This is a genomic window from Desulfofundulus sp. JL263-se (assembly GCF_056316025.1).
Genome location: NZ_CM149993.1, coordinates 1,306,253 through 1,332,552 on the forward strand (window position 1 = coordinate 1,306,253; position 26,300 = coordinate 1,332,552).

Here is a 26,300-nt window from a genome sequence, read left to right on the forward strand (position 1 = left end):
TTAACCTCCCTCATTTTAGAAATTTGGGCAAAGACTGCCTTTATCCCTAATTATATGAAATTTTTCTTGTATGAATAGGATTTTCCTTTAATTTTCAGGGATTTTTAACGATTGACAAGCATAAATTTTGTTTATATTAATAAAAAAATATCGGATACCCTTAACTTCAATTTCCAATTAGCTTGGTAATCCCATATGGATGGGTATGAATATTTCATAAAAATTTCGAGGGGGCATTTGGCATGTTTTTTGCAACCAACCAACCAACCAACCAACCAACCAACCAACCAACCAACCAACCAACCAACCAACCAACCAACCAACCAACCAACCAACCAACCAACCAACCAACCAACCAACCAACCAACCAACCAACCAACCAACAATAAATAAAGTAATAAGAGGATATTACTTTATTTTAGCTGGCGCAGAAACCTGGAAATATTATGCAATATTTCCAGGTTTCTGCGCTTTGTTTTTGTAAATAATTCTTTTAGGGAGGTGATAAGTATCTTTCTTTTTTGAGCTGATGTGCTTTGGACGCGAACGTTCCTGAAGTGTTATTTTAAAAGTTAGTAGAGTGCTTATCTGTAAAGTAATGCAAAATCCTGAAAAGGGCAAACCACTCGAAAGGGTGGGGCGCAAAGCCATGGGTCTAAGGCACAAGCTATGATTGCCAGGCTGCCGAGAAGGATTAGTTATTTGTTTCTTTGATAGGCAGCCTTTGGCTGCCTATTTCGTCATGTGTTTTCTAAAGAGTTGGTATGGTGCATATGTGCGGTGTCCGGGTCGGGCTTTCTTCGGTTTTGCACGGCCTCAAGCTGATTAAAATCCATATTTAAAAAATTTTAATCAGCTTTTTGACTGTGCAGCTTGATAAACATATTTAATACATAGATAAGGAAGGTGCGTAATATGTTTAAAAGATTAAGTTTAAAAGTTAAGCTAATTGCTTTGTTTTTGTTGATAGGTTTAGTACCTACCATTTTTATCGGTATTTTAAATTTTCGCAATGCCAGTGACAACATACGACGGGAAGCCTTCGACGCCAATAACTTGTTCTTGAGCTTAACAGTTACACAATTAAATGATTACTTCGCCGAAAGAGAAGGTGATTGCCAGCTTATAGCTAATTCCCGCGATATTTATCAGAGTATGAATATCTTAAAAGAAGCAGACTGGGATACGACTGATTCTCGTTGGGTTGAAAGAAAATCCATACTTGAACAATTTTGTTATAAAGTTGTTGAGGAATATGGTTACTTTTTTATTTTTGTAACTACCCCGCAGGGAAAAGTGGTATTCAGTACCAGAAAAGAAATTGAAGGGACTGACGTATCAACCAGTGACTATATACAACAATCTCTGGAAGGAAAATTAAACTGGTCTTCCCTGTTTTACTTAGATGTTATAAATGACAATATTATGGTTGTATCTTCACCGATTAAAAGTAAGGGTAATTCTGGAGAAATCGTTGGAACTGTTAATTTAGTGTTTTCAGGAAAACAGATAGATGACCTTGTTCATGTGGGAGTTGAAAAACTGGGAAAATCTGGTGATTCCTACTTGATTGATGCCAATGGCATGCTCCTAACCAATACCAGACTGGGTGAATATAAGGAAGGTGCTGCTTTGAAAAAAACTATAGATACTAAAGCAGTAAAACTTCTTTCTTCTGCTATCCAGGCCGGGGATTATAAATTTGGTGTACAGGCCGTTTATCTGGATTATCTTGGTAATGAGGTGCTGGGGAACCTGGGAGTTATTAAGCTTGGAGATAAGCCTGCCGGATTAATAGTAGAAATCGATGAGGCTGAAGCCTTTGCAGGCGTATACAAGATGAAAAGCTCCATAGTGCTAATCACCATTATTTTTGCTATTGCTATAGCGTTACTTAGTTACTTTATTGCACGCGGCATAGCAAGGCCGGTAGAAGAACTGGCAGGCGTTGCTGCTAAGGTTGCTACGGGAGACCTGACTGTTAAAATTATTATGAACCGGTATGATGAAATCGGCCAGCTTGCTAATGCCTTCAACAATATGGTTAATAATCTTAAGAATGTGGCTGTCACTCTCAGAGATAAGTCCGATTCCCTGGCGTCGTCTGCGCAGCAGCTTTCTGCAAATGCCGAAGAAACTTCCGCCGGTGCTAATGAGACGTCTTCAACCATGGCAGAAGTTGCTTCCACTGTAGAGCAGGTAGCCCAGAATGCCAAATCAATGCGAGAGGCTGCCAAGAGAACATCAAGCGAAGCAGGGAAAGGGCAAGAAGGCTTGGAAAAGATAACCAGACAAATGAAGAATATAAGCGATTCGGCTCAAAACGTGGCACAGGCAATTAGTAACCTTAATGAAATGTCGGAAAAAATAGGAGTTATCGTTGACACAATTACTAATATTGCCGATCAAACTAACCTTTTGGCCTTAAATGCAGCCATTGAAGCTGCCCGTGCCGGAGAGCAGGGTCGCGGATTTACCGTGGTTGCCGAAGAAGTACGGAAATTGGCCGAGCAGTCGGCGACAGCAGCACAGGAAATTCAGGAACTCATCGGCAATATCCAGATTGAGTCCAAAAACGCGACTGAAGTAATGAATCAGGGAGCAAAAGAAGTACAGGAAGGGGTTAAAGTTGTAGATGAAGTAGGTCGTTCTTTTGGTGAAATTATTAGCAAAATTAAAGAGCTTGCTAGCCATATTGATGAAATTGCAGCAGGTACAGAACAAGTTTCTTCTGCTGTTCAAAACGTAACCAGTACTACGGAAGAGTCTGTTGCTGCCATGGAAGAAGTTGCGTCTTCAACCGAAATGTTAACCCAAATGGCAGAAGAGTTGCAAAAAATGGCAGCACAGTTCAAAGTGGATGATGAACAACTTGCATCAATACCCGATAAAAGAGACCAGCCTCAAAAGAAAAAATGAACAAAAAGCTTTTATTGGAAAAAAGAAACTTGTGAGTAATTGGATTAGCAGCTAAAAGTTGAAGCTTGAAATTACAGCAGGTTCAGGTGAAGCTCGTCCGCCTTGAAATAAAGAGAATTGTTTTGCAGATTGCTCTGGCATCAAAAGCGGTTGCAGGTTGTTCAATCTGATATATGGGCCCGGTTGGGGCTAGGCTTGGGCTAAATAAAAATGAGAATTTAGAAGAAGGGGTGGCTGAGCGCACATGATGAAGGGAAAGCCGGTGTTCTATCAAGAGCTCAAACAGATAGGTTTACAGGAACTTTTAAAGAGTATGAGCCGGGCCCTGGGACTGGCGGTTATGGTTGCGTACCCGGGCGGCCATCCGCTGACCGAACCCTCTAACCTGTGTTCTTTCTACGCCCTGCTTGACAGCAATCCGGAAGCGCGGGCAAGGTGTGCAGCTTCGCACGCGGCCTCTGTGAAGGCTGCTGTAGCTGCAGGAGAGGAGGTTCTTCACACCTGCCGTGCCGGGCTGGTGCATATGGCGGTTCCCCTGCAGGTGGGTGGAGAGATCGTAGCCGTGGTGCTGGGCGGCAACGTAGCCCTGCGTCCGCCGGCATCTGTATGAAATACACAGCCGGTGGAAGGGCGACCTTCCAGGCTTGGCGGTCTACGGGTGCAGCCGACGGCCTGGTGAATGAAGCCGGGAAGTATGCCGGGCTGTAGTTTCCAGCAATTTCGTTTGGAGTTTTTTGAGGGTGACCCGCAAATCGGAACCCATAAGTTAGCCGCACTCTGGGCCGACTTCGGATGACAAGAAAGGTTAGCCCGGTGTGCGGTTATATGCTAGCCGGGATAAAAGTGTCGTTAACTTGCCGGGCAGGACGTACTCTGGCCCGGGGCCCATAGAGTTTTATCCAAAAGTGCCCGGAGCGGTGTGTGCCCAAATACGCAACAAGTTTTCCGGGATGTTTAACGGCTGCAGTTGCAGCTGGTTATCTCCGGGCCGCAAGCAAGGTAGTCTGCACGACCCGGGAAAAGTCCAATAAAAAGCATCGGTGCTAGCTTGGTACCCCAGAGAAATACCCCGGCCAGGCAGAGACCGGTACTTTCCTTAATGCTTCATATGCCTTGTCCCGGGGACACTCACAGCGACCAAAAGAGCTGGGCCCTAGCCCAGCTCCGGTAATTGCTTGTGTGTGCTGCGTGTACATTATTCTAGCACATCACCTAATACTTTGGATCTCCTGAATAAATTTTTTCATGCGTTCATAATGCGACCCAGGCCAGTAGATACGACCGCAATTGGAGCAGATGTAAAAAATCTGATAATATTCCCGGGTTCTGGGTGGCAACCGGTCTTCCACCTCTTTCTTAGGTATCTGTTTTAATAATCCATTACAGGGTATGCATCGCCGAAATGGTTTAATTGCATGGAACAAATTAAATCTGTTTAACACCTCTACCAACTGGGACTTAGGCTCGTTTTCCCGTACCAAATAGCCATGCGTAACTTCTCCACGCTTTAGCAGGCCGCGACTTCGGGTTAGCAAAACCCTGTGTTCTTGCATCGAAAACTGGACCAGTTCTGCATCCTGATACTCATTGCTATATAGCGCATCAAACCCCGTCATGCGCAGATAGGACGCTAGCCGACCCAGGTGGGCATCAAGGATAAATCGAACTTCGGATGGTGGTACCGGGCATCTGTACCGCAAGGGGGCAATATCAATTGTTTTAAATGCCGGGTATACGCTGATACGGTCGCCATCCCTCACATGACGGGAAAGGTCTACTGGTTGTCCGTTTATAAGGACAAGGTCCACCTCGGTGTGGGGGACACCAAGTGACTCAATCAGATCCTTGACTGCGGGCTGTCCCCAAAAACAGTAAGCGAAGGAAACTTTCCGTTGCGCCGGTTTCAACAAGTCATTAAGTTCGGCATAAAATCGAAACCAAGCACAATTCATTTTAATCCCTCTCAATACTTTGGCTTAAGTTTGTGTAAAACTTAAGTTGAACTTACTTGGGTTACTGCAATCCCCCTGGTCGAACCATATCAAGATAAATCATACTAAAAATGGATCGTGATTGAAAGTATTTTTTCCTTTTTAATTGGCATCTAAATTTCCCGCACCGGATATTGTGGAGACCTCCCAGAAAGAAAGCAACCGCATATTTGTCGAAGAAAAAAGTGCCGGAGGTGATGAAAATGTCCCAGGTATTGACGCCTTAAGGTAAGATCCTAAAAATCACTGTGCAAAGAGGGTGACTGTGTATTTACACTGGGGAAAAACACAGTTTTTTTGAGCAGGCGGTTGAAAACCGTACCCGGAGTATCACCCACCTAATTTCAGAATCGAGAAAGAGTGTAATGATCGATCATAATTTATACCTGTGGAATTTCTTTTTCCACTAACAGCCCCTCAGAGTATTTGATAACCCAATATAACGAATCATAAGCTTTGGAAGGAGTTGCTTGCACATCGTATATTTTAATGCTTTCTTGTTCATAAGCCTTTTGAATCTGAACAGGCTTAAAGGGCCATTTTTCCAGCACTTGTTTTTTCCCTTTCCTGGTTTCCAAGTACATTTCATTAATTTCATAGCGAGGATTGCCTGCTTTATATTCATGCACATTTGCAGCAATTTTATTGTTGCTATTAAAATTTACCCATAAATTCAGGGGATTAAACAGTTTGAAACTCAGTTTGCTTAAGTCCAGTGTGCGTATTTCGCTAGTACGTATCGTTTCCCCATCCTGCACTGAAATGTAATACTTAAGGTTGGGTTTGGGTTCCGTGACACGTACCTCTTTCAGATTTCTGGCTATTTGAGGTTCTTTTTTTGTAGCTCTTCCCAGGCGAATATCAAAGATAGGTTCCAGTGGAACTTTAACAGGTAAAACTACGGAAAAATAGCCTTTGGATTCTTCTTCAGCAACAACTTCTGTATAATCTTCTTTCCCTACCGGTTGATAATTAAGCATTACCTTGCTACCTTCCCGATATTCCCTTAAATACCAACTAATTTTCGTAAGAGCTTTTTCCCTGTCTACATCCATAAATTCTACTTCTATAGGAGTCCACCAACGGGCATCTTCTTTTATGCTCTGCATAGTTCCCCTGATATTTCCTACCTCCGAGTGTAGACTATTTAGTTCTCCCTGCAGATGGTTGACCTGCTGTTGCAAATGCCTGGTATTGGACCAAATAAGCCAGTTTATGACCAGGATGCTCACCAATAGGATAATTGGTAATAAAACTTTTTTTTCTTTAAACATCTATTTCCCCATCCTTAGTAAAAATATCATTTATTATTCTATTTAAACATTTTTCTGTAAGAAATGTTTCCTTAATGTGAAAAGTTGTAATGTATTTTAAGCATGCTGCTTAATGTCTTTGAAATGCGACTGATACAGTTAGGGTATAATTAATCCTGGTATTCTGGTAGAATTAGAATATCCCCCAATAATAGAGAGGAGGAAGTGATATCTTGGGTCTTCCAGCAAATATTTTGGGCTTAATCGTCTTTGGTATTTGTCTATTATTCCTTGCAGCTTGGCTTTTTCAGTGGCTATGGAATATTACCATGCCGCAGGTTTTCAACCTGAAAAAAATTACATATTGGCAAGCTTTTAGACTTTTACTGATAGCTGGTATACTTTTTGGTGGTCCGAATATTAATTTTGGTTAACGCATGGTTCCATTCAAAGAAACATAATTGCAATTATCGTCAATTGTAGCATATCTAACCCAAAGTCCGGTCTTTCTGCGCCCGTCGCTTATCAAACCAGGTTTTAATTACCTACTGTTTGCTGGTACTACTTAAGCTTAAAACGGGCTATAAAGGGCTGCTGCTGAAAATTAAGAGGTTGCTGGATACCTGCCTTTATGAACCATTTACTGAATTCGCTAAAAAGCTTTATCCAAAGGTTAAACACAGTTCGAAAGGCCGGCGAAGGATTAATCATAACCAAACTTTTGAGGTTACATTAAGGCAGGTGATGACAGGCGAAGCGGAACATTTAGATGATCTGATCTATGACCCGTTAATTTAATTTAATTAAGTTAGTGTTGTCAAAATGTGGATAAGGGCTACCTATGTCTGTATGCAGAAAAAGGCTGCTACTTGTATACACCATAAATCCTGTATAGTTTATGCTTGCATTCATGGGCTTGAAGTTAGAAAGGTAATTTTTATGCAACGCTAATGAATTTGTACAAAGATATTATTTACCTTACCGTCCTGGGAGGGATAAGATGGAGTCCGCCAAAAAGCAAGAAAAGCAAGACCTCTTTAAGGCCTGGAGGTTTTTTATAGAAAACAAGAAAATACCCCCAGATAGGCGTATTAGGCCACTTGTTGCCGAGTCCTGGAATAAGATGTCATAAGTTTAAAGTAAATCCATTTAAGCTTCACGTTAAAAAAATATCAGGTGAAGAATTAACTAGGGTTATTAATGCAAAGAGAAAATTGATTAATATAGCCAAACCCTACATGGAATCCCTTTATAACTTGGTAATTGGTTCCGGTTTTGTGGTAACTATTTGTAATGAAAAAGGTATTCTTTTAGAAGTACTGGGTGACCAGGATGTTTTAAATAATGCGAATAGCATTAATCTCGTTCCTGGCGTTGATTGGTCAGAAGCCTTTATGGGGACTACAGCTATTGGCCTTGCTTTGAAGATAAAATCTCCTGTTCAAGTATATTCAGCTGAACACTATTGCCAACCCCTCCATGAGTGGACATGTTCGGCATCTCCCATAATGGACCCCCAAGGTAATTTGATTGGTGTCTTAAATATGTCCGGTCATTATGAAAAAATACATCCTCATACTTTAGGAATGGTAGTAGCCGCGGCCCAGACAATTGAACAGCAGTTGAAAACGCAACAATTTGCCAATAACTTTGTAGTTAATAACAAATATTTAAAAACAGTTTTGGAAACTATGTCCGACGGGGTTATTTCCGTAAATCGGCAAATGCAAATTACTTACATTAATTCAATTGCTGCCAGAATGTTCAACCTGGAGTTAGGAACTGTTCAGAACAATTTGCTTCCGGAACCTCTCGTAACCCAGTTTAAACTTCAAGACGTTCTTCAAAAGGGAATAGATATAGTAGGTAACGATGTTTGGCTGAACTATGCTGGTAAAAAATTCCATTGTACGGTAACTGTCAAGCCTTTTGTCCAGGATAACAAGAAAATTGTGGGAGCAGTGATTACACTAAAAGAATTGAGAACGATGCAGCGTCAGATTCACTCGATGGATGTTCCGAGAAGACTTTTTACCTTTCATGACATTTTGACGAAAAGCAAAACTATGATGAAGACCATTGAAGTTGCCAAATTGGCTTCTTCCAATAATCTTACTGTATTAATTATTGGAGAAAGCGGCACCGGTAAAGAACTTTTTGCTCAGGCCATTCATAGTGCTAGTTTAAGGCAAAACGGTCCTTTCATTGCCATAAACTGTGCCGCCATACCAAAAGAGTTAATCAGTAGTGAAATGTTTGGTTATACCGGAGGAGCCTTTACCGGAGCCAGGAGTCAAGGTTCCCCTGGAAAATTTGAACTGGCGGATGGAGGGACTCTTTTTCTCGATGAAGTGGGAGACATGCCTCTTGACATGCAAGCAGCCCTGCTAAGAGTAATCCAGGAGCGAGCTGTAATGCGGATTGGGGGTAAAAGTTTAATACCCGTTAACATCAGAATTATCGCTGCTACCAACAAAGACCTTTCTAAAGAAATAGAACAGAGAAACTTCAGGCATGATTTATTTTACCGTTTAAATGAGTTTCCAATCTTTATTCCTCCCTTGAGAGAACGTCCCGAAGATATTCCTTATCTGGCCGAACACTTTTTACAAATATTGAACAAAAAATTAGGGAAAAACCTTTCTTTTTCACCCCAGGCTTTAAATATCCTCCAAGAACAAAAATGGTATGGTAATGTGCGGGAATTGGGTAATTTCATACAGCAACTTGCTTACCTTCATACCAATGACGTTATTAAACCGAGTACCGTCAAATCGTTACTTAAGAAAACTAAGCCTGAAGACTTGCCAATAGATAATTCTCTTTCTTTAAAGGAAAAGGAAAAAGATGCTATTAGAAGATCTTTACTGGCAGCAAACGGGAACATAAGTAAGGCTTCTAAATTTTTAGGTATAGGAAGAACTACCCTTTATAGAAAAATAAAGAAATATAATCTTAGTAATATATGTGCCAATTCTAAACACAATGTTTCAAGGTGAAACATTATAAAGAATAGTGAAAATATTTTAACATTTTTTGTTTGTTTTAGAGTGAAACAACTTATATCTCGAAAATTTTTTTACAGGTACTTGTTAACGGCTTTAAATGCGGTTATCACCATTATCTGTTTTGGCAGATTTTTTGCTTCCCCTCTTGTTAAAAAAACATAAGGGGGGAGTACATGGTTACAGATAAAACCATGATAATGCCGGCTGAAGAGGTTGGTAAAATAAGGGGATGTGATTTAATAGCCGAATACCTTATTAGAGAAAATGTGCCTTACCTCTTGGGATATGCAGGTCACGGAGCAATCGGTCTTCTGGATGGTATTTATGACCGCACGGATAAAATTAAGTTAATTTGGCCTAGAATTGAGCAGGCAGCTGGCTTTATGGCTGATGCTTATTTCCGTATAACCAAGAAACCCTTGCCTGTTTTCGCGTCAACGGGGCCAGGGCCTGCTAATTTGGCCATTGCCGCGGCTACAGCCTTCTATGATTCTTCGGCTTTTTTGATAGTTACCGGGCAAGTGACTACCGACCAGTTTGATACTGGAGCTTTACAAGAGCCATATCGCTATTACCCTGCGGATTTTCCTTCAGTTTTAAGGCCCTATACCAAACATAGTTGGCAAGCCCACAGAGTGGAGGATCTTGCCAAGTTTTTACCGAAAGCATTTAAGCTGATGACTACCGGAAGACCGGGGCCCGTACACATCGACATTCCTTATGATCTCTATATTAAAACAGCCAAAGTCGAGATTCCTGAGCCCCAAAAGTGGTCTCGCCCCGTAAACTGGCGTACGGGAGGGGATCCTGAGGCCATAACCAAGGGACTGGAACTATTACTGTCTGCCAAGAGACCCTTAATTTTGGCCGGCGGAGGAGTAATGGTTTCTGGAGCTACTGAAGAACTAAGGCGTTTGGCCAAACACTTGAATATCCCTGTTTATTGCTCTCTCATGGGCAAAGGGGCTATGTCCGAAGAAGATCCTCTTTATCTTGGTGTAGCAGGATGCTGGGGGACTTATCCGGCAGTGGAAGCGGCACGTAATGCCGATGTTATTCTGGCTCTGGGGTGCAGATTTTCCGACCTTCATACTGGTTCATGGCTTCCCGGCTTTACTTATAATATTCCTCCTACCAAGTTAATTCAAGTTGATATCGACATTTCCGAAATTGGTCGCAACTATCCTGTTGAAATAGGTATTGTAGGAGATATTAAGGCTGTATTACAACAAATGCTAGAGATTGCTGAGAAAAAGACAGAAGCCAGGGGAGATACTCCATGGATTAATGAAATAAATAAATTTAGAAAAGAATGGCAAGACTTTATAACACCTTATCTTAATAGTGATGAAGTACCAATTGATCCTCGTCGCGTTATTGGAGATATGAATAGAATATCACCGTCGAATACAATTTTGTTTTCAGATGTAGGTAACAACCAGCCATGGATAGGGCAGTATTGGAATACCCGCCAGCCATATACTCATTTTACTTCCGGGGGATTTGCTGCTATGGGGTTTGGAGTTTGTGGCGTCCTGGGGGCAAAACTGGCTCGGCCTGAGTGCCCTTGCGTTAATGTTTGTAGCGATGGAGGCTTCATGATGATGCCTCATGCGGTAGCAACCGCTGTTGAATATAACTTACCTGTCGTGTGGGTCATTCTTAATAACTATGCTATTGGCGCAATTCGTGATTTGCAGCGTTTCTACCTGGACGGAAGAGAAATCGGCACCAGTTTCCGCAAAGTTGAAACTGGTGAACTCTGGAACCCAGATTTTGCTGCCATGGCTAGGTCTATGGGAGGCGAAGGCCTGCGCATTGAAAAACCTGGAGATTTTGGTCCCGCTTATGAGCAAGCCCTTAATTCTGGCAAGCCTACGGTTTTAGATGTAGTTATCAATCGTGATACGGCAGTGCCTCTTACCAGCACATGGCAAATGCCCCCAATTCCTCCTGCCGAACCTGTATTTGGAAAAAGAAAAATAATAAAAGAGAGCGATTAAGCAATAAAATAATAGGTTAAAATTAGCAACCGGTTTGTCTAAAATAAAAGGAGAGGAAGTGAAGTCCTCTCCTTTTTTAGGAGATTTGCGAAAGGGGCCGTTATTTTGGGGAAAACTGGACGGGGATCGCTGCCTCGCCGGAGGGTAAAGTTGGCAGCCGGGGCCCCGCATGTGATAAAATGTACAAACCGACGGGACTTGCTAAAGTATGTAGCATGTTCCCCGGAGCCGCCCCGTCGGTACTGAAACTATATTACATGCGGGATGGCTGTTAAGGCCGCCGCCTCTAAAAGGTGAGGTCTTATACGATAAAATTTTTTGAAGAGATACCTACTGAATCTTGACACGGACTTGCGAAAGGAGTGAAGTTGACAAGTGGATGACCTTGTATACAATCAATTGTCTTGTTATTTTGAGCAACAAAGGCTCGGTATACTGGGTTTATTAGAAATAATTAATAGTATGATATCAAAGGCTCCTAGAAAAAGGATATATTTAAGTGATTTACAAAAATTATATAAAATCATTTTTGTCCAAGGAAATTTTAGCCAGGACATCCAAGAGTTGATAGATCGGGGGTATTTAAAAAGAGAAGATGAAGGGATTTATTATGTCTCACCCGAAGTTAGTTTACAGGTGGCCCACAACCTTAAAAAACTGGTAGAAAAGCAGAAAGTTCCCTGTACCCCTAATATTAATTTAAATGAATTATTAGCAGGTTTTCAGGAATATTGCCTGCAGGAAATGCCTGAATTAGACTGGCAACAAGAAAATCACGGAATACTGAAAGTACATTATGGGGACAAGCTTCATTGTTTGAAAGCAACATTAATACCTACTTTAATTGAACCTCCTCAGGGTGATTATTACTTGAATTTGGGAATATGGGAGTCAAATGTGCTTTCTTGTATAGCCCCGCTGATAATAAAGTCACCCTGGCTCAAACATGTAGCTTACTATAATTTAACCACAGGGACAAAGATAAATATTGTTCCCAGCGGGATATTTCCCTATTTTGATTGGTATTTGCGGGAAAAGTTTGGCATCCGGGTTGCTCCCAGCAAGAAATTTGCTCTTGGTCTAATGAAACAGGGTATTATGCGTACGGAGGGGTAAGTAAAATTTTTTGAGTATATGCTATTTGTGCCAAAACTTTCTGTATATTTTCGTAATCTAAATAAATCTAAAAATTACATTCAGCAGAATTTTCAAGTCTTCAAAGACCTATTTCTTCACCTGAATGTATCTCAGGTTAGTCCGTCATCGCACCCGCTTCCTGAAAGGAGCAGGTTTGCCTCTTAAAAGCTGCATTGGGAATGCCATCACATTCCGGAGTATAGCACTACTTCTGAAAAATCAAACAGATTCCCATAACAAAACACTAAATCAGGCAGGCAAACCTTAAATATACCAGGATTAAACGTAGTTTTTATAGTACATGACGAATCTAAAAGCAAGTTGAATTCTACGTTGTGAACTATTTATCTATACCTAGTTAAGAAGGTGGTTAATAGTAGTCGCAGTAGTGGCTGTGGGCCTTGTGGGTAACTCGCAGAGTTGTCCATCAAGCCCACAGCCATGTTTTTATCACGTAGAACCCCCATCCCTGCCCATGAGGTAAGATGATGAGCAGACGGAAAACGCTCCATATTGGTACCAATTTCGGAAAGAAAAAACAGAAAAATGGATATTAAGAAAAGCCTTTGAAGGCTACCTGCCGGATGAAATAATATAGCGGGATAAAGAACAATTTGCTGAGAGGTGCGGGTCGGATAAGATAATTCAGGATGTGGTGGCCGAACAGATCTCCGACCGGGAATTCCACCGCGACCGGCATCTCATATCCCCTCCCATTCGTACCAAGGAAGAATTGTACTGCTACCGCATATTCCGGGAGTTTTTCGATTCCGACAGCGCGGTTTCCAGCGTGGGGCGCTGGGCAATGGCTTAACACCGGCAGGTATATTAATTAAAGTTGGATAACCGGCCGGGCGCACCTCAAATGCCGGCGCGCTGCCGGCATGAGATACTAAACTCTACTTTTGTTGTTGATGCCAGACTGGTGGGCCGGACGGGTAAAGGAACGCATTTGAAAAAGGCCCTGCGGGCACTCAGGAACTCAACAGGGCAATCCAGGAAGCGGTAAACCCGAAGGGAAAGGAACTCAAACTTTCCACCAGGACATTCAGGGTGGGGGATAAGATAATCCAGACCAGGAACAACTATAACAAAAAAGTGTTCAACGGCTACATTGGGATAATAAAAAAATTACCGAAAAATTTAACGGCGATGAAATAGAATATACCTACAACAAACTCAACAAACTCAACGATCTTGATTTGGTCTATGCCATAACGGTCCATAAAAGCCAGGGGTCAGAATTCAAGCCAGTCACAGTACCCTTAACCACATCTCACTATATCGTGTTCATGCGGAGTTTAATATACACTGCTATAACATGGGCGAGGGAAAAGGTAGTATTTGATAGGAACCCAAAAAGCACTGGCCATTGCTATAAGGAACGATAAACCGGTACAGCGGTATACATTATTAAGTTCCTATTTAGCCGGGTACGATTAATACCGTGCCCGGTTTTTTTATATTCCTGCCGCGGGAAGACCCGTCTCCTTCAGGGAACGGGATAAAAGCAGCGGCCGGGGAAGTATTGCCAAGGGCCATTGTGTACCTGGCGTAGTTGGGACAGTAGTGACGGTCCCCTCTGGGAGGCCCTCCGGCAACGGGTAAGAAAGGGTCGTTTCCACCAGCGTAACCCGGCAGGTGCAGCTAGGAAGTCTTATTCCTTGAGGTGTAGGGAGGAAGTCACCTAAAGTCACAAAGGTAGCCCAAAATTGTATCACGAGTTACTAAATTTCTTTATGGACAAATTTTATTTAATTAACTGGCGCGTATATCTAGAAAAGGAGGTGTTACCTTGAAAGCTACCTGTGCTCCTGAAAGAGCCAAGACTTCCGGAATTGTATTCAGTTTTAGCCTGAATGGTAAACCAATCAGCCGGAGTGAAGCCCAGAAGATGTTGGTTAGGGCTGCCGCCGGTATGGTGGTGGAGAGAATACGCAGGCTGGAACGATTGGCTGCTGAAAATCAGGACACAGGCGGCTTGGAGGGGGAATAAAAAATACCCATTTGATTCTACGCCACTTCTAAAAATGTTCCACCCGGGTAAACATCAATACCTTCGGTTCGGATAATATCAATTTTTTCCGCGAGTACTTCGGGGGAATACAAAGCCGGTGTTCCAAAACCCAACTTTATAAAGTCTATGTATTGTGCGCTAACGTTTAATACATCCTTGATTTCTCCTAACCCCAACCCCTTGTCGATTACCATGGTGAGCCCATTTTCCCTTGGCTTTGATTCCCTCTCACCCAGTGGATACGAAAGAAAGTCCATCCAGGTCCTTTTTGCTTCCTGCCCGTTCAAATACAGCCATCTCCTTTCCCGGGTAAAAATAACCTGTTCCACGTCAGTTGCCTTGCTCGAGAGTTTTTTCTTTGTCGTGGGAGTTTGGATGTATAGTTTAAAGTATTCCGGCGAAAGGGATTATGTTACACACACTGATGTTCTCAATAAGTAGGAAAAAGCAGGTCAGGTTTAGATAAACTGGTAAAGGAGAAGGCGTAAAAAGTCAAACTTATAAGTAACAGGAAGCAGGGAAAGGTATATTTAAGGTATATTTTAAGAATACCTGTCAATATATGCTTTAATATAGCATTCTACTTTTTCGGCGGGACTGTAAATGCCGAAATGACCTTCGCAAAGTATATCGGCTTTCAGCTTTAACAACTTTTCCATTGAGGTAAACCAATCTTTCATGTCAGAACCCCAGGAGGAATCAAAGGGACCGTGTATATCCTGGCCAAACAGCACTCTCTTCCTGCCTGTGTCCACGTAGGGGCTGATTCCGCCCGGTGTATGTCCGGGGGTGTGGGGGCAGTGCAGGGTCAGTTTGCCCACCGTGATATCCTGTTCCTCTTTGTTTAAAATAATATCTACATCTACAGGTTGGTAGTTTACTCCGTAATACCAGGCCGCCGTGAGCTTGGGGTTTCCTGTTTTGATGGCCTCCAGCTCTTTACTGTGGCAGACAATTTTAGCCCCCAGAGATTTAAAAAAATTTAACCCGCCTATGTGGTCTATGTGTCCATGGGTGGCAATAACATATTTAAGCAATTGAGGGTCAAGCCCTAATGTCTTGATGTTGTTAATTATTCCCCGCCCGGAGGTGCCGAGGCCGGCATCAATTAAAGCCAATTCTTTGCCGCCGTCAACCAGGTAAATACAACAGTCGCGGGCATCGGTTATATTGGGCCCTCCCACCAGGTAAACACCTTCTGTAACCTTTTGGGGCTTCATCATTTGAATTCTCCCTTAACAAAAATTTGTTAGGCTTTTATTATAAACTTAACTATTATATTACTAAAGTTGGAATAAAATTTTTACATCCTTAATTGTAATATAAAGGAATTCGCAATTTAAAATTGAGAAAATGGTACAAAATCAGAGTTTTATTGGGAGGGTTTTTAGTGCAAATTATTACCGGTGATCATCTTCCCATCAAAAGTTGGGCTACTGATTTAGATCATGAAACCCTTAACCAGGCCAGGAATATGGCTAGTTTGCCCTTTGCAAAGAATCATGTTTGCTTGATGCCCGATGCTCATGCGGGATATGGCATGCCCATCGGCGGGGTTATGGCCGCAAAAGATGTTATTGTCCCTAACGCGGTGGGTAAGGATATCGGGTGCGGTATGACTGCCGTGTGTCTCAAGCAGCCCGTGGACGCCATTTATCCCTACCGGGACAAGATACTGAAACAAATTCAAAAGGAAATTCCCACGGGCTTTAACTGGCATAAGAAACCGCAGGAACACCCGCTATTTGATAAAGTGCCGGACATTTATATTCTCCAAATTGAATATAACAATATTCGCAGGCAGCTTGGCACACTGGGCGGGGGTAATCACTTTATTGAGCTACAAAAGGACCAGAATGAAATGGTCTGGGTTATGCTGCACTCAGGCAGCCGTAATATCGGGAGCAAGGTTTGTGATGAGTATAACCGGGTTGCCAGGGAAAAAAATGTCTACGGTATTCCCGATAAATGGCAGCTGTGGGGGTTGTCCCTGGATTCCCCCGGCGGCCGGGAATACCTGGAGGCAATGAATTTTTGCCTGGAATTCGCCAAAGCCAACCGGCAGCGCATGATGGAAGTAATACTGGATATTATTAAAAAGTATGTTGATTTACCTTCGGATTTGACCGTATATGATATTCACCATAATTATGCCGCGGAGGAGGAAATAGGCGGGGAAAAATTAATGGTGCACCGTAAAGGTGCCGTCAAAGCGGTAGGTGAAGGGATTATTATCCCCGGTTCCATGGGTTCGCCGTCATATATCTGTATGGGCCGTGCAAATCCGGAGTCCTTCCGTTCCTGTTCCCATGGTGCCGGCCGGGCAATGGGCAGGAACGCCGCCAAACGAACCTTTACTGTGGAATCGGTTTTACAAGAAATGAAAAATAATGACATCAGCCTTTATAAGGCCAAAAAAGGAGATGTGGCAGAGGAGTGCCGCCAGGCCTATAAGGACATTGACGTTGTCATGGAAAACCAGCGGGATTTGATAAAACCAGTGGTTAAGTTAATGCCCATCGGGGTGGTTAAAGGTTGAGATATGGGCAAAAAGTTGTCCAAATAATGTTGAACAAATTCCCCGTTCGAAGCGGGGAATTTTTTATTTTAATTTTTAGATAAGGTCGAATTTCTTAAAAACATATCCCGCCTGGGGCAGGCTGATGCTTTTCAGGTGAAAAATACAGGCAGTTATTCTTTTAACTTTACTCCGGTTTCAGATCGGGCTTTTGGGCGGGATGAAAAATGAATTCCGGTATGACGGCCGGCAGTTCCCGGGCCGGTTCTCCGGCCCGGGGATATTCACCGGCTTTTTTAATTTCACCGGTACGAATAAATACAATGGTGACAATGGCGGCAATAATCGCCAGGGCGGTTGCCGTCCAAAACATGGGTGCTCCGCCGTAATCCATTAAAAGGCCGAAGATGGGCGGGCCGGCGGCAACACCCAAAAAGCGCACGCCTCCGTATAGGGATGTTACCAGCCCCCTGCGCTCCGTTTTAACTGCACTTGTTATGATGGTATTCAGGCACGGCAGGACCAGCCCGGTGCCTATTCCTGCCAGGGAAATCATTCCGAAAAACAGGTATGCGTTTTGAAACGCTCCCAATAAACCCAGGGATAAGGCAATCAACGACAGCCCGGTGACAACCAGCCATTTCATTAAAACCACTTTTCTTTTAATTATAATTCCCGTTATGAAAGAAGAGGAACTCATAAAGAGCACCGGAACGGCCAGGGCAGCACCCTTTGCTACTCCTGTCAGGTGATAGGTTTTTTCCAAGTAGTCGCTGAGGAAGAAAAGAACTCCGAATAACAGTAGCAGGGCAATCATGCCGGCAAGGAAAGATGCCAAAAGCATCCCGGCCTTTTGCTCGAAAACTTGAATAAATGACTTCAGGTACCGGCCGATAGCCACGTTGGAGCGCTTTTCTTTTGGTTCTTTTACCAAAAGCCACAAGCCCAGGATTACGGGAATTATTATAACGGGAAAGAAAAGAAAGGTGGCAAACCATGTAATCAATCCAATCAGGGCCCCCAAAATGGGACTGGCCACTTTTCCGAATCCGTTTGCTGCCTCGATGATACCGAGGGAGCGGCTGCGCTCTTTACCGGTGAAAATATCTCCCGTAAGGGCCATGGCAATGGGTGCCGTACCCGCTGCCCCAATTCCCTGAATTATACGCCCTCCCAGCAGGAGGGCGTAAGAATTTTCTTTGAGCAGCCAGTAAGAAGTTCCGGCTATAACGCCTCCCAGGCCGTATAAAATCAGGCCGGGAATGATTATTTTTTTTCTCCCCAGGCGGTCAGAAAAAAAACCGGCCAGCGGAATAACTATTCCCGCCGGTATTGAAAAAAGGGTGATGATGAGGCTCAGTTTAAATTGACTTATATTCAGAACTTCTTTGATTTGCGGCAGAACGGGGATGATCATGGAATTACCTAACACCATAACAAAGGGGACCCCGGAGAGGGCGATAAGCGCTGCTGCCCCGGCGCGTTTTTGCAATATACTCACTTCCTTCCCGAACACTGTTTATTTTGTCTCTGTTCACCAGCGAGTATGCATTTTAATCCGCTGCCGGGCATAAGTAGATAAAAGTGAATTTATTCTTATCCTCTTAAGGGGGGATACCATGTTTCATGTTTTTGACAAAATTGTTTTTCCCATGGCGGCAATGCGATTTCTCTCAGCCGGTATTGAATTTACCGCGGCTATGTTAATGTTATACTTCGGGCGGGTTGAAACGGCTTTCAAAATAAATTCGGTTCTGGCGCTGGTCGGCCCGGCCGTTCTTTTCACGGTCACAACTTTAGGCCTGGTGGGATTGGCTGGTAAAGTATCTCCCCAGGGAATGGTGCTTATATTGGCCGGGGTGGGGCTTATTTTTTGGGGAATAAACAAAATGTAAGCCGGCTAAATTAAGCAAAATGTAAAATATAGATAAAAATTGTTGACTGTAGGGTTCTAATTTGTTATGCTTTTAAAAGTAACAATAACCTTGAAATCGGTCCCGAGAGGCCGGTAAGGGTTCATAGAGGTGCTTAATTAAGGTTAAGGCCATTCTATGCCTGCTTGCCGGCTGTGTAAGCAGGTTTTTTTAGTGTTCCGGGGGTGAAATAGATGGGTATGAAAAAGGGGATGAGGGAAAAAGCCTGCATACTGGATAAACAGGGGATCAACAGGGCTCTTACCCGTATCGCCCATGAGATTATAGAGCGTAATAAGGGCACGGACAATCTGGTTCTCATAGGTATCCGGCGCAGGGGGGTGCCGCTGGCAAGGCGTCTGGCGGAACGGATAAAGGAAATAGAGGGCAGTTCGGTTCCCGTTGGTATGTTGGATATTACCTTGTACCGGGATGATTTATCAACCCTGAGCCACCAGCCCGTGGTACATCAAACCGAGATAAGATTTCCCGTGGAAGATAAAAGGGTAGTGCTGGTGGATGACGTGTTATATACCGGTAGAACTATTCGGGCTGCACTGGATGCCGTAATGGACCTGGGCAGGCCCAGTGTAATCCAACTGGCCGCCCTTATCGACAGGGGACACCGGGAATTGCCCATCCGGGCCGATTACGTTGGAAAAAACGTCCCCACCTCCCGGAAAGAAATTATTGCCGTAGAATTGGAAGAAGTTGACGGCGAGGATAGAGTATTAATACTGGAAAAAGAATAGTTATAATACCGTCCTTTTAAGGTGGTCCTGTGAGGCCGGCAAGGGAGGGTTTTTGATAAGTGATATCTTTTACCGGCCTCGTTTCGGATTGGTACGAAATGAGGCTTTTTTAATGAAAATTTAAGGGGGAAAAGAGCTTGACCCTTAGAGGAAAGGATCTTTTAGGGCTACAAGATAAAACGGCAGCGGAAATTGAATATATACTGGACACCGCGGTCCCCATGAAAGAGATAATTTCCCGCCCCATAAAAAAGGTTCCCACCTTAAGGGGGCGGACCGTGGTAAATGTTTTTTATGAGCCCAGCACGCGCACCCGTACCTCCTTTGAACTGGCTGCCAAATATTTGAGCGCCGATAGCGTGAATATTTCCGGCTCGGCCAGCAGTGTGGTAAAGGGAGAAAGCCTCAAGGATACGGCACGTACGATACAGGCGCTGGGTGCGGATGTCATCGTACTCCGGCATCCTATGGCCGGTGCGGCGGCATTAATTGCTCGCGCGGTTTCCGCTTCGGTCATTAATGCCGGGGACGGGGCCCATGAGCACCCCACCCAGGCCCTCCTGGATTTATTTACCGTGCGGGAAGCCAAGGGTACCCTAAAAGGGCTGGAAGTGGCCATTATAGGGGACATTACCCACAGCCGGGTGGCCAGGTCGGACATCTGGGGGTTTACCAAGATGGGCTCCCGGGTAAGGGTATGCGGGCCCGCTACCCTGGTTCCCCCGGAAATTCAGGAGATGGGTGCCACAGTGTGCTGGAGGGTGGAAGATGCCCTGGAAGGGGCGGATGTGGTGATTGTGTTACGCATCCAGAAAGAGCGGCAGCAACAGGGACTCTTTCCCGGATTGAGAGAATACGCGCGCCTGTACGGAATTGACCGAAAGCGGCTTGAGCTGGCCGCACCGGATGTACTGTTGCTGCATCCCGGTCCCATGAACCGGGGTGTGGAAATTATCAGCGAGGTGGCAGATGGCCTGCAGTCAATGGTGGAAACCCAGGTTACCAACGGGGTGGCGGTGCGCATGGCCATTCTGTACCTGCTCGCCGGGGGAGGGGAAGCAAGTGTCCCTGTTGATTAGAAGAGGATTGGTTATCGACCCTGCCAGGGGAATCCAGGAGGCCATGGATATCCTGGTGGAAAACGGCAAAATTTCTTCCCTGGGTAAGAATTTGCTAGCCCCGGGGGCGGAGGTTATCGATGCCAGCGGTAAGCTGGTAACCCCGGGCCTGGTGGACATGCATGTTCATCTGAGGGAGCCGGGATACGAGGCTAAGGAAACGGTGGAAACGGGTACCCTGGCGGCATTAAAGGGCGGGTTTACTTCTGTTGCCTGCATGCCTAACACCAGTCCAGTGGCCGATAACGCTGTGGTTATAGAGTTTATTTTGAGCCGGGCCCGGGCTGCCGGCAACGCCAAGGTGTATCCCATCGGGGCCATTACCAGAAACAGCGAGGGTAAAGAACTGGCAGAAATGGCAGAGCTGAAGGATGCCGGGGCCGTGGCCTTTTCCGACGACGGCCGGCCCGTGGCCGACGCTGCGGTAATGCGCAGGGCTATGCAATATGCCTCCATGTTGGATGTGGTCATTATATCTCATTGTGAGGATACCAGCTTGGCCCGGGGCGGAGTCATGCACGAAGGAGCCGTTTCCACCATGCTGGGCCTCAGGGGCATTCCCGCGTCGGCAGAGGAAATTATTGTGGCGAGGGATGTTATTTTGGCCAAGGAAACCGGGTGCCGCCTTCATATTGCCCATGTCAGCACGGCCGGTTCGGTACAAATTATTCGGGAGGCAAAGGCCCTGGGCATTAAAGTAACCGCGGAGGTAACTCCCCACCACTTTACCTTGACCCACGAAGCGGTGCGGGGGTATGATACGGCCACGAAAGTTAACCCGCCGCTGCGGACACCAGTAGACGTGGAGGCCGTTAAGGAAGGTTTGGCCGACGGCACCATTGACGTAATTGCCACTGACCACGCGCCGCATACGGTTGAGGAGAAAGATGTGGAATACGACCTTGCCCCCTTTGGCCTGGTGGGGCTGGAAACGGCGGTGGGCCTGGTGTGGAGCCAGCTGGTCAAACCGGGTATTTTAACTCCGGAACAGGCGATAGCCAAAATGACCGTAAATCCGGCCCGCATACTGGGTATAAATGCAGGGAGCCTGGAAGTGGGATCTCCCGCCGACATCACCATCATCGACCCTGATAAAGAGTGGCAAGTAAGGCCGGAGCTTTTTGCCAGTAAAGGCAGGAATACTCCCTTTCGCGGCTGGACACTTAAAGGCCAAGCTGTAACAACCATTGTTAATGGGTTGGTGAAATAAATTTTATTTCAATACAGCGGAGGTGTATACGGTGAAAGCAATATTAGCGCTGGAAGACGGAACCTTTTTTGAGGGCAAAGCTTTTGGAGCAGAGGGTGAACAGTGGGGGGAGGCGGTTTTTAATACCGGCATGACCGGATACCAGGAGATTTTGACCGATCCCTCCTATTGCGGGCAAATTGTCATTATGACTTATCCCCTCATCGGCAACTACGGCATTAATAAGGATGACTATGAGTCCAAGAAATCTTATGTGCGCGGGTTTGTAGTCCGGGAAAACTGCGACCGCCCCAGCAACTGGCGAGCCAGCTACAGTATTTCTGATTTTTTGGCCCGGGAGGGGATCGTCGGAATATCAGGGGTGGATACCCGTGCTCTGACGCGACACCTCCGCAATTTCGGTACCATGCGTGCCGTTATCAGCACCAAAATCGATAATGTCGGGGAATTAATTGAAAAGGCCCGTAGCTGCCTCGATTTGAGCGAACAAGAATTGGTTCCGGAAGTGGTTACCAAGGTAACTTATACCATTGCAGGAGAAGGTCCCAGGATAGTACTGGTAGATTTGGGCTCGAAGAAAAATATTATGCGCAAGCTGCAGGAACGGAAATGTGAAATCGTAGTTGTACCTCCTTTTGCCACGGCGGAAGACATAATGGGGCTGAATCCCGCGGGAGTGCTTTTATCCAACGGCCCCGGCGACCCCGTAAAGGTTCCTTACGCCGTGGAAACCGTTAAAAAACTTGTAGGAAAAATCCCCATTTTCGGGATATGCCTGGGGCACCAGGTAATTGCCCTGGCCCTCGGGGCAAAAACCTATAAGATGAAGTTCGGCCACCGGGGGGCAAATCATCCGGTAAAGGACCTGGAAAACGGAAAGGTTTATATTACATCCCATAATCACGGCTTTTCCGTAGATGAAGAAAGTCTGGCAGGCCTGGACGTTACGGTAACTCACCGTAACTTGAATGACGGTACCGTAGAGGGAATAAAACATAACAATTTGCCAGTATTTTCGGTCCAGTATCATCCGGAGGCATCTCCCGGGCCGCAGGAATCAGATTACATCTTCGACAAATTTATGCACATGATGCTTCAAGGGGAGGACAAGTGATCATGCCACGGAGAAAAGATTTGAAAAAAGTAATGGTAATTGGCTCCGGGCCCATTATTATCGGTCAGGCTGCAGAATTTGACTACGCCGGCACTCAGGCCTGCCGGGCCCTTAAGGAAGAAGGGCTGGAAGTGGTGCTCATAAACAGCAACCCGGCTACAATCATGACCGATGCCAATATGGCCGATCGCATATATATTGAGCCTATTACAGAAGATTTTGTTATAAAAGTAATTAAGAAAGAAAAGCCTGACGGCCTGCTCCCCACCCTGGGCGGGCAGGTAGGCCTTAACATGGCCCTTAGATTGGCGGAAGAAGGCGTCCTGGAGGCCGAGGGCGTGGAGCTTTTGGGAACCCAGCTGGATGCCATCAAGCGGGCCGAAGACAGGGAAGAATTTAAGGCCACCATGGCCAGGATTAGTGAGCCGGTGCCTGAAAGTACTATCGTGAACACCGTGGAGGAGGCCGTGGAATTCGCCAGGAAAATCGGTTTCCCGCTGGTGGTTCGCCCTGCTTATACTCTAGGAGGTACCGGTGGCGGTATGGTCTATAACATGGAAGAGCTCATTAATACCACCAGCAAAGGGCTCAAGGCCAGTATAATTAACCAGGTACTGATTGAAAAAAGTGTGGTGGGCTGGAAGGAAATTGAGTTCGAGGTTATGCGGGACGGGGCCGATAACTGCATAACCATATGCAGCATGGAGAATATCGATCCCATGGGCATTCATACCGGGGACAGCATAGTGACGGCCCCTACCCAGACTTTAAGTGACGAGGAATACCAGATGTTACGCTCGGCGTCTTTAAAAATTATCCGCGCCCTGGATGTGGAAGGGGGGTGCAACATCCAGTTTGCCCTGGATCCCAACAGCTTTGATTACTACGTCATTGAAGTGAACCCCAGGGTATCCAGGTCGTCGGCCCTGGCCTCCAAGGCCACGGGCTACCCCATTGCCAAGGTGGCCTCCAAGATAGCCATTGGCCTTAACCTGGATGAAATAAAGAACGCCGTTACCGGAAAAACCTATGCCTGCTTTGAGCCGGCCATTGACTATGTTGTTGTCAAGTTCCCGCGCTGGCCCTTTGATAAGTTTGCCCTGGGTGACCGTTCCCTGGGGACCCAGATGAAGGCCACCGGCGAGGTTATGGCCATTGACCGCACCCTGGAAGGTGCCTTGATGAAAGCGGTGCGCTCCCTGGAAATCGGCGTTCCCGGGCTTATTTTGCCGGGGGTGAAAGATCTTTCTGACGCTGAAATTGAAGAGAAGCTGTGCCATCCCGAAGACGAAAGGCTGTTCATAATTGCCGAGGCGCTGCGGCGGGGCATGCTGATAGATTACGTTTACAATCTAACGAAAATAGACCGCTTTTTCCTTCAGAAGATTAAAAACATCGTCGAAATGGAAAACATCCTGGGTAAGGGGGGTAAGACTGCCTTAACGCCCGAAGTCATTTTAAAAGCCAAGCAAATGGGTATGGCCGATGCTTACCTGGCCCAGGTTACGGGTACTACGGAAAAAGAAGTTCGCGAGCTTCGCGCCCGATACAATATCAGGCCTGCTTATAAAATGGTTGACACCTGTGCCGCTGAGTTCGAGGCTCAAACTCCCTATTACTACTCCTGTTACGATACCGAAGATGAGGCTGAGCCCAGCAGTAGCAGGAAGGTGGTAGTGCTGGGCGGCGGGCCCATCCGCATCGGCCAGGGGATCGAATTTGACTACTGTTGTGTGCATTCGGTATGGGCCTTGCGGGAAGAGGGCGTTGAAGCCATTATTGTCAATAACAACCCGGAGACTGTAAGTACCGACTTTGATACTTCTGACAGGCTGTACTTCGAGCCGCTTATTACGGAAGATGTTTTGAATATCCTGGAAAAGGAAAAGCCTGAGGGAATTATCGTACAGTTCGGCGGCCAGACGGCCATTAACCTGGCCGAAAAGCTGCATAAAGAGGGCGTTAAAATCCTGGGTACCTCCATGGACAGTATCGACCGGGCCGAAGACCGGGAGCGGTTCGACTCCCTGCTTAACGAGCTGGATATCCCGCGGCCACCGGGGGGAACGGCCTTTTCTTATGCAGAGGCGGAGCAAATTGCCAAAAAGATAGGTTTCCCCGTTCTGGTACGTCCTTCCTATGTGCTGGGCGGCAGGGCCATGGAAATTGTCTATAATATGGAGGAACTGCGCAATTACATGGATAATGCCGTGCTGGTAACCCCGGAGCACCCTGTGCTGGTTGACAAGTACTTCCTGGGAGTGGAACTGGAAGTGGACGCCATTGCCGACGGGGAAACGGTTCTTATTCCCGGCATCATGAGGCATGTGGAAAGGGCCGGGGTGCATTCCGGAGATAGTATTGCCACCTACCCGCCAAACGGGCTTGAACAATCCATCCAGGAGCAAATAGTGGATTACACCACCAGGTTGGCCCTGGCACTTAACGTAAAGGGAATGATAAACATCCAGTACGTGCTGTATAACGGGCAGTTGTATGTGCTGGAGGTTAATCCCCGGGCCAGCCGTACCGTTCCCTACATGAGTAAGATTACCGGCATTCCCATGGTAAACTTGGCCACAAAGATTATCATGGGCAGGACATTGGAGGAAATGGGTTACAAGGGCGGGCTATACCCGCAGCCCGGCATTGTAGGAGTCAAAGCTCCTGTATTCAGCTTTGCCAAGCTTCTGCAGGTGGACATTTCCCTGGGCCCGGAGATGAAGTCTACGGGCGAGGTAATGGGTGTGGATCGCTCTTACCGTGCCGCCCTTTACAAGGCGCTGGTGGCGTCCGGCTGCGTGTTCCCGTTCCGCGGCACTATTCTGGCCACCATTGCCGACAAAGATAAAGAAGAGGCATATCCCATCATCGAAGGATTTGCCCGGCTGGGGTACAATATTTGTGCCACCGGCGGGACGGCGGAGTTTTTAAGAAACAAGGGGCTCGAAGTAGAGAGGGTGAATAAGCTACGGGAGGGTTCCCCGCACATTGTGGATCTCCTGCGGGAAAACAAGATTCACCTGGTTATTAACACCCTGACCAAGGGTAAGGCCCCGGAGAGGGACGGCTTCCGGATCAGGCGGGCCGTGGTGGAAATGGGAGTACCCTGTCTGACATCCCTGGATACCGCCAAGGCTATTCTCGAGGTGCTGGAAGAATTCAAGGAGGGTACCAAGCTGGACATCGTCCCGCTGCAGGAGTACCATTCTTAAGTAACATTAAAGCCCCGGGCCGACCGGCCCGGGGCTGGGGACTTTGCTTTTAAGCTCCTCTTTGCAAGTCCTTAAGGTTGGCCATCATCATAAATTCAGGGTATATTATAACTTTTCTTAGGAAAATCCGGA

At 45.8% G+C, this 26,300-nt stretch carries 23 protein-coding genes, 2 pseudogenes and 1 riboswitch; of the genes and pseudogenes, 19 read left to right on the plus strand and 6 right to left on the minus strand.

All coding sequences use genetic code 11. The features are described from left to right. Positions 1 to 131: 131 nt before the first annotated feature. On the minus strand, positions 132 to 386 hold the full coding sequence (locus tag ACX4JR_RS06625; RefSeq protein ID WP_476060230.1) for a hypothetical protein: 255 nt from the start codon (positions 384 to 386) through the stop codon (positions 132 to 134). Between the two features lie 220 nt (positions 387 to 606). Further along, a riboswitch (cyclic di-GMP riboswitch) is annotated at positions 607 to 689 on the plus strand. 226 nt (positions 690 to 915) lie between these two features. Between ACX4JR_RS06625 and ACX4JR_RS06630 the strand changes: the two genes are divergently transcribed. Beyond that, entirely contained in the window at positions 916 to 2,919 is a 2,004-nt protein-coding gene (locus ACX4JR_RS06630) for a methyl-accepting chemotaxis protein (protein ID WP_476060231.1), read from the plus strand. A gap of 244 nt (positions 2,920 to 3,163) precedes the next feature. Next, positions 3,164 to 3,529, plus strand: coding sequence for a PocR ligand-binding domain-containing protein (locus ACX4JR_RS06635; RefSeq protein ID WP_476060232.1), 366 nt, complete (start codon positions 3,164 to 3,166; stop codon positions 3,527 to 3,529). Between the two features lie 598 nt (positions 3,530 to 4,127). Here ACX4JR_RS06635 and ACX4JR_RS06640 read toward each other — a convergent pair. Together ACX4JR_RS06640 and ACX4JR_RS06645 are read right to left on the minus strand one after the other, a co-directional pair. Beyond that, entirely contained in the window at positions 4,128 to 4,871 is a 744-nt protein-coding gene (locus ACX4JR_RS06640; RefSeq protein ID WP_476060233.1) for a Mut7-C RNAse domain-containing protein, read from the minus strand. Between the two features lie 419 nt (positions 4,872 to 5,290). Continuing rightward, positions 5,291 to 6,184 carry a hypothetical protein gene (locus tag ACX4JR_RS06645; RefSeq protein WP_476060234.1) on the minus strand — a complete coding sequence of 298 codons (894 nt, stop codon included), beginning with the start codon at positions 6,182 to 6,184 and terminating at the stop codon, positions 5,291 to 5,293. Between the two features lie 212 nt (positions 6,185 to 6,396). Here ACX4JR_RS06645 and ACX4JR_RS06650 point away from each other — a divergent pair, with 212 nt between their 5' ends. The 10 genes and pseudogenes from ACX4JR_RS06650 to ACX4JR_RS06695 all read left to right on the plus strand — a co-directional run bounded on the left by ACX4JR_RS06650 (position 6,397) and on the right by ACX4JR_RS06695 (position 14,307). Beyond that, the gene (locus ACX4JR_RS06650) at positions 6,397 to 6,597 is read left to right on the plus strand and encodes a hypothetical protein (protein WP_476060235.1); all 201 of its coding nucleotides are present in this window, start codon (positions 6,397 to 6,399) and stop codon (positions 6,595 to 6,597) included. Between the two features lie 103 nt (positions 6,598 to 6,700). Further along, positions 6,701 to 6,961, plus strand: a pseudogene (locus tag ACX4JR_RS06655) (IS4 family transposase); the annotation flags it as partial. A 458-nt stretch (positions 6,962 to 7,419) separates the two neighbouring features. Continuing rightward, complete coding sequence (locus tag ACX4JR_RS06660) at positions 7,420 to 9,162, plus strand: sigma-54-dependent Fis family transcriptional regulator (protein WP_476060236.1); 1,743 nt, start codon at positions 7,420 to 7,422, stop codon at positions 9,160 to 9,162. 182 nt (positions 9,163 to 9,344) lie between these two features. Beyond that, positions 9,345 to 11,174, plus strand: a complete 1,830-nt coding sequence (locus ACX4JR_RS06665; RefSeq protein WP_476060237.1) for a thiamine pyrophosphate-binding protein — start codon at positions 9,345 to 9,347, stop codon at positions 11,172 to 11,174. A 462-nt stretch (positions 11,175 to 11,636) separates the two neighbouring features. Continuing rightward, positions 11,637 to 12,290: a hypothetical protein gene (locus tag ACX4JR_RS06670; RefSeq protein WP_476060238.1), complete on the plus strand. Its 654-nt coding sequence runs from the start codon at positions 11,637 to 11,639 to the stop codon at positions 12,288 to 12,290. 553 nt (positions 12,291 to 12,843) lie between these two features. Further along, positions 12,844 to 12,909, plus strand: a pseudogene (locus ACX4JR_RS06675) (asparagine synthase-related protein); the annotation flags it as partial. A 57-nt stretch (positions 12,910 to 12,966) separates the two neighbouring features. Continuing rightward, complete coding sequence (locus tag ACX4JR_RS06680) at positions 12,967 to 13,125, plus strand: hypothetical protein (RefSeq protein WP_476060239.1); 159 nt, start codon at positions 12,967 to 12,969, stop codon at positions 13,123 to 13,125. Between the two features lie 179 nt (positions 13,126 to 13,304). Further along, entirely contained in the window at positions 13,305 to 13,472 is a 168-nt protein-coding gene (locus tag ACX4JR_RS06685) for a hypothetical protein (RefSeq protein WP_476060487.1), read from the plus strand. Next, on the plus strand, positions 13,469 to 13,702 hold the full coding sequence (locus tag ACX4JR_RS06690; protein ID WP_476060488.1) for an ATP-binding domain-containing protein: 234 nt from the start codon (positions 13,469 to 13,471) through the stop codon (positions 13,700 to 13,702). Before ACX4JR_RS06685 ends, ACX4JR_RS06690 begins: the two co-directional genes overlap by 4 nt. 404 nt (positions 13,703 to 14,106) lie before the next feature. Further along, positions 14,107 to 14,307: a hypothetical protein gene (locus ACX4JR_RS06695; protein ID WP_476060240.1), complete on the plus strand. Its 201-nt coding sequence runs from the start codon at positions 14,107 to 14,109 to the stop codon at positions 14,305 to 14,307. Between the two features lie 17 nt (positions 14,308 to 14,324). On the opposite strand, the gene ACX4JR_RS06700 is transcribed toward ACX4JR_RS06695, so the two are convergent. After that, entirely contained in the window at positions 14,325 to 14,657 is a 333-nt protein-coding gene (locus ACX4JR_RS06700; protein ID WP_476060241.1) for a phosphosulfolactate synthase, read from the minus strand. A 213-nt stretch (positions 14,658 to 14,870) separates the two neighbouring features. Then, the gene (locus tag ACX4JR_RS06705; RefSeq protein WP_476060242.1) at positions 14,871 to 15,551 is read right to left on the minus strand and encodes an MBL fold metallo-hydrolase; all 681 of its coding nucleotides are present in this window, start codon (positions 15,549 to 15,551) and stop codon (positions 14,871 to 14,873) included. 167 nt (positions 15,552 to 15,718) lie between these two features. Here ACX4JR_RS06705 and ACX4JR_RS06710 point away from each other — a divergent pair, with 167 nt between their 5' ends. Beyond that, positions 15,719 to 16,867: an RtcB family protein gene (locus ACX4JR_RS06710; protein WP_476060243.1), complete on the plus strand. Its 1,149-nt coding sequence runs from the start codon at positions 15,719 to 15,721 to the stop codon at positions 16,865 to 16,867. Positions 16,868 to 17,033: 166 nt separating this feature from the next. On the opposite strand, the gene ACX4JR_RS06715 is transcribed toward ACX4JR_RS06710, so the two are convergent. Then, positions 17,034 to 18,338, minus strand: coding sequence for an MFS transporter (locus tag ACX4JR_RS06715; RefSeq protein WP_476060244.1), 1,305 nt, complete (start codon positions 18,336 to 18,338; stop codon positions 17,034 to 17,036). A gap of 127 nt (positions 18,339 to 18,465) precedes the next feature. On the opposite strand from ACX4JR_RS06715, the gene ACX4JR_RS06720 reads away from it, so the two are divergent. The 6 genes from ACX4JR_RS06720 (at position 18,466) to carB (ending at position 26,168) form a co-directional block, all read left to right on the plus strand. After that, on the plus strand, positions 18,466 to 18,741 hold the full coding sequence (locus ACX4JR_RS06720; protein ID WP_476060245.1) for a YqhV family protein: 276 nt from the start codon (positions 18,466 to 18,468) through the stop codon (positions 18,739 to 18,741). 218 nt (positions 18,742 to 18,959) lie between these two features. Next, positions 18,960 to 19,511, plus strand: a complete 552-nt coding sequence (gene pyrR, locus ACX4JR_RS06725) for a bifunctional pyr operon transcriptional regulator/uracil phosphoribosyltransferase PyrR (protein WP_476060489.1) — start codon at positions 18,960 to 18,962, stop codon at positions 19,509 to 19,511. A gap of 137 nt (positions 19,512 to 19,648) precedes the next feature. Continuing rightward, on the plus strand, positions 19,649 to 20,590 hold the full coding sequence (locus ACX4JR_RS06730; RefSeq protein ID WP_476060246.1) for an aspartate carbamoyltransferase catalytic subunit: 942 nt from the start codon (positions 19,649 to 19,651) through the stop codon (positions 20,588 to 20,590). Then, positions 20,574 to 21,839 carry a dihydroorotase gene (locus ACX4JR_RS06735; RefSeq protein WP_476060247.1) on the plus strand — a complete coding sequence of 422 codons (1,266 nt, stop codon included), beginning with the start codon at positions 20,574 to 20,576 and terminating at the stop codon, positions 21,837 to 21,839. Before ACX4JR_RS06730 ends, ACX4JR_RS06735 begins: the two co-directional genes overlap by 17 nt. 31 nt (positions 21,840 to 21,870) lie before the next feature. Continuing rightward, the gene (carA, locus tag ACX4JR_RS06740; RefSeq protein WP_476060248.1) at positions 21,871 to 22,953 is read left to right on the plus strand and encodes a glutamine-hydrolyzing carbamoyl-phosphate synthase small subunit; all 1,083 of its coding nucleotides are present in this window, start codon (positions 21,871 to 21,873) and stop codon (positions 22,951 to 22,953) included. Positions 22,954 to 22,955: 2 nt separating this feature from the next. Next, on the plus strand, positions 22,956 to 26,168 hold the full coding sequence (gene carB, locus ACX4JR_RS06745) for a carbamoyl-phosphate synthase large subunit (RefSeq protein WP_476060249.1): 3,213 nt from the start codon (positions 22,956 to 22,958) through the stop codon (positions 26,166 to 26,168). Positions 26,169 to 26,300: the final 132 nt, after the last annotated feature.